This window comes from Ruegeria sp. YTSC002 (assembly GCF_059609845.1).
Genome location: NZ_JBXWML010000029.1, coordinates 1 through 4,303, shown reverse-complemented (window position 1 = coordinate 4,303; position 4,303 = coordinate 1). Strand labels below are relative to the sequence as shown.

Annotated in this window: 3 protein-coding genes; all 3 read left to right on the top strand. The window is 56.6% G+C overall.

Annotated features, from left to right (window positions below):
* Positions 1–151 precede the first annotated feature (151 nt).
* Genes AC2FFD_RS22160 through AC2FFD_RS22150 form a run of 3 tightly spaced genes read left to right on the top strand, consistent with a single transcriptional unit; the run spans position 152 to position 4,268 of the window.
* On the top strand, positions 152–1,033 hold the full coding sequence (locus tag AC2FFD_RS22160) for a type IV toxin-antitoxin system AbiEi family antitoxin domain-containing protein (protein WP_096873669.1): 882 nt from the start codon (positions 152–154) through the stop codon (positions 1,031–1,033).
* On the top strand, positions 1,026–1,955 hold the full coding sequence (locus AC2FFD_RS22155; protein ID WP_071974173.1) for a nucleotidyl transferase AbiEii/AbiGii toxin family protein: 930 nt from the start codon (positions 1,026–1,028) through the stop codon (positions 1,953–1,955). The genes AC2FFD_RS22160 and AC2FFD_RS22155 overlap by 8 nt, the downstream gene beginning before the upstream one ends.
* 3 nt (positions 1,956–1,958) lie before the next feature.
* On the top strand, positions 1,959–4,268 hold the full coding sequence (locus AC2FFD_RS22150) for an Eco57I restriction-modification methylase domain-containing protein (protein WP_496874157.1): 2,310 nt from the start codon (positions 1,959–1,961) through the stop codon (positions 4,266–4,268).
* Positions 4,269–4,303 lie beyond the last annotated feature (35 nt).

Below are 4,303 nucleotides of genomic sequence, written 5' to 3'. Positions count from 1 at the left end.
TGGGTGATTTCGCCGCTCGTTGTACCAAGGCTCAGTTCGCTTAACGTACTATCCTGCCCCCTACCGGAGCAGACCCCTGCTTTGGGAACCTCTCTTGACATAACGCCATCCTTACCCTTATGTCCTAAGGACATAAGGGTAAGGATGGCAGATGAATTTTACCGAAGGCCTCGAAAAGGCTATAAATGACAAGGACTTGCCAGTCGTAACCTTCTACAAATTCTTCGTTCTGGGCTACCATCTGTTTCACAAAAAGGCGCTGAACGGCGAGCCGTTGAAGCGCTTACCGCACGGCTGGGATCAGACACGCGCCAAAAATGCGCTACGACGCCTTGAGGCACGGAAGGTGCTTGTCATGGACTCCGACTTCCGCTCGGGTGTGTGGCGTGTAACGCAATCAACGAGAGCAGGATCGGCGGAAGAGGTCGCCTGCATCGCTGATCCTTTCGCCTACGTCTCGCATCTATCTGCCATGCAGCGCTATGGGCTTACGGATCGCAGCCCACAGGCGCTACATCTGACAACCCCCAAAAGACCCCTGTGGAAAGCACTCCGAAAGGAGCGTCTTCGTGAAGACCTGCCCGATCTCGACCAGATTGAAGCGCCCGTTCTCAACAGGTCCGGCTTCAAGGATACGATCCGTCGCCGCCCGATGGTGGTGCATGTATCAAGCCACCCTTGGACACCTGCACCTGTGAGTGGTGAGGAAACGCGGATCACCTCGATTGGCCAAACCTTTGCTGATATGCTTTCTGAACCGCAGCTTTGTGGGGGCATGCGCCATGTTCTCGATGTCTGGGAAAATGAGGCGGATCAGTGGGTGCCCGAAATTATTGCCGCAATTGATCTCCTCGACAGTAAGATCGCAAAAGTTCGCGCAGGCTATATTCTGTCTGAAGTCATGGACATAGATGATCCGGCGCTGCACAAATGGGAGCAGTTTGCTCAACGGGGCGGATCACGCAAACTCGATCCTGACGCCGAATATGCCCCTGAATTCTCAGAACGCTGGATGATTTCAATCAATGTCTGACAATGACCCCCACGCGCAAGATAGAACATTCGACATCGTCGATGTCGATGTTCGTGCATGGGTCGAAACCGCGCGCGCCAACCCAACGCTCTATCGAGATCGCCAGGTTACAGAGATTGTCCTGGGGGCAATTGGTTTGGCCCCTTCATTATCAAAAACGCTCGTTTTGAAAGGTGGGGCGGTCATGGCCCTAGCGTTCAAAAGCAATCGGGTCACCGGGGATGTGGACTTCACCTCGATGGCAGAGCCCGCTGACCTGACGGAAAAGATCACCGCCGAACTGAATGAGATATTGCCTAGCACTGCGATCAAGCTCGGCTATCTCGATCTTATCTGCCGAGTGCAATCGGTTAAGAAGATGCCGCGTGCCGAGAACTTTGAGGATCATGAATTCCCTGCGCTGAAAGTCAAAGTAGGGTCTGCCACACGCGGGACGGCTGAAGCCGCTCGGCTCGCTGACGGCAAGGCAAGCCGGGTTCTTGATGTCGAGATCAGCTTCCGTGATCAGGTCTATGCCTTCCAGGAGCTGAACCTGCACGGGGCCGGTGTGGCGGTACGCGCGTTCACAATTCATGAGCTCATTGCCGAAAAATTCCGCGCTCTGCTTCAACAAATCACCCGCAAGCACAAGCGCAACAGGCGACAGGACGTCTACGACATCGCCTTTCTGATAGATGAGCATGATTTCGGGGATGCTGACAAAACAGCCATCCTGACCACATTTATCGAAAAGTGCCGCAGCCGTGGGATCGAGGTCAAACCGGACTCCATGGATGACCCGGAAATCAAGCAACGCGCCCAGGCCGATTGGGAAACGCTCGCCCTCGAAATTGGTGACCTTCCGCCCTTTGAAGAGCGCTTTGCGCTTATGCGCGATCTCTATGTTTCGCTGCCATGGGGCGGCATCAAGAAAGACCGTTAATTCATGAATTTGTTCAACCGTAAGACCCTGAAGCGCCACATCAAAGCCGATCCGGTCCCGTCAGAGCATCTGGCTGCGCTGGAAGCCTGGGCAGAGTTGATCAGCTCGGGCCGGATTGAACGCCTGAAGGAAACCGCCCTCCATGGGCAGTTCGCCTCCAAGATCGTTGAAGGTGTTCTCGGCTACCATGGCCCAGCCGGTGGCGCGGATTACAACGTCTCAACCGAACAAAATATTCTGCGCGGCAGCGTCGATCTGGCGCTTGGCCGCTTTGGCGGCAAGACGCCTGACATCGTGGCACCATTCGAGCTGAAGGGCGCAGATACCCGCGACCTCGATGCAATCATGCCGGGCCGGAACAAGAGCCCCGTTCAACAGGCGTGGGAATACGCCATGAACGCCCGTGGCGTGAAATGGGTGCTGGTCTCGAACATGATCGAGCTCCGCTTCTACGGCTTCGGAGAAGGCACCTCGGCCTATGAGGAATTCCGCCTCGACCAGCTGACAGACCCGGAAGAATACGCGCGCTTCACACTGCTCTTGTCGGCGGAAAACCTGCTGTCTGGTCGCACGGCTGATCTGTTGAAAGAAAGCCGCCGCGAAGACAAGGACATTACCGACAGCCTGTATCAGGACTACAAGGACCTGCGCCTCAAGCTCCTGAGTGCCGTCCAGAAGGCCGATGCCGCGATCGCGCCCCTTGATGCGATTGCCCTCGCGCAGAAGATCCTCGATCGGGTGTTGTTCATTGCCTTTGCTGAAGACACCGGCCTGCTACCAGACAACACACTGGAAAACGCCTTCGTCGCGCGCGACCCTTACAACCCTCGCCCCGTCTGGGACAATTTCAAGGGTCTGTTCCGCGCCATCGACGAGGGTAACAACGAGCTGAAAATCCCGCGCTACAACGGGGGGCTGTTCCGCGAAGACGCGGTGATCAACGGGCTGATCATACCCGATGACATCTGCGAGGGGTTCAAGACTCTGGGCGGGTATGACTTCGCCTCCGAGGTCTCGGTCACGGTCCTCGGCCACATCTTTGAACAGTCCATCGCGGACGTGGAACGCCTGCAAGCGATCGCCCGCGGTGAAGAGGAAGAGCCCGAGAAAACCACCGGCACAAGCGGGCGGCGCAAGCGTGACGGGGTGGTCTATACCCCCGACTACATCGCGCGCTTCATCGTGGCCGAAACCCTGGGAACGCATCTGCGGGAAATTTTTGAGGACACCTTGCGCGCTCACGCCAAGAAGGGCGCGGATGTCACCGACTACGAAAACATCCCCTGGCGGAAAAAGTCGGCCGAGCTGGAAGCTTGGCAAGCCTATCGCGATCGCCTGAAATCTTTGCGCATTGTCGATCCCGCCTGTGGCTCCGGTGTGTTCCTGATCATGGCCTTCGACTTCATGAAGGCCGAACTGACCCGCGTAAACGACAAGATCAAAGACCTGCTGCCTAAGGCCGAGCATTTTGGCGATCTGCTCGACTATGTCCCCGACAGCGAAATTCTGACCGACAACCTCTTCGGCGTGGACGTGAACGAGGAAAGCATCGAGATCACCAAGCTGTCGCTCTGGATCAAGACCGCCCGGCGCGGCAAGGTTCTCGACAGCCTGTCGGGCAGCATCCGCGTCGGTGACAGCCTGATCGAGGACAGCAACTTCGCCTATCTCGACCACGCCTTCACCTGGGAAACCGCCTTCCCCGGCGTCTTTGCCGAAGGCGGCTTTGACGTGGTCCTGGGCAACCCGCCTTATGTGCGGATGGAATTCCTGAAGCTGCTGAAACCCTATCTGGAAAAGCGCTATGAGGTCGTGTCCGACCGGGCTGATCTCTACTGCTATTTCTACGAACGCGGCCTGCGCTTGCTGAAACCGGGTGGGCGCTTGGGCTACATTTCCTCGAACACTTTCTTCAAGACCGGCTCGGGCAAGCCCCTGCGCGAATACCTTCTGAAAGAGGCGACCATCGAAAGCGTGGTCGATTTTGGCGACCTGCAAGTCTTCGAGGGCGTAACCACCTATCCGGCGATCCTGACCATGAAACGCGGGGCCGCGCCCAAAGGGCATGAGCTGCGCTTTTGGAAGGTGGATGCCCTGCCGGAAAACAACTTCTTGGCCACTTGGGAAGCTGCTGCCGGCCCATATCCACAAACAGCCTTGGGTGCCGGATCGTGGGAACTGGAAAACCCAGCCTTGCGTGCGCTGCGCGCCAAGATACGTAAAGGTCGCAAAACTCTCAAAGAGGTTTATGGCTCGCCGTTTGCAGGTATAAACCCACATTTCCCAAGTAAGGCGCTGATTTCGCTGTCCTGACCATTATATTTCCTATATAAAACATGGTGTTGAAG

Excerpts from the sequence above, each read along its gene's own strand:
- AC2FFD_RS22160 (WP_096873669.1), top strand. The coding sequence starts at position 152 with ATGAATTTTACCGAAGGCCTCGAAAAGGCTATAAATGACAAGGACTTG.
- AC2FFD_RS22150 (WP_496874157.1), top strand. The coding sequence starts at position 1,959 with ATGAATTTGTTCAACCGTAAGACCCTGAAGCGCCACATCAAAGCCGAT.
- AC2FFD_RS22155 (WP_071974173.1), top strand. The coding sequence starts at position 1,026 with ATGTCTGACAATGACCCCCACGCGCAAGATAGAACATTCGACATCGTC.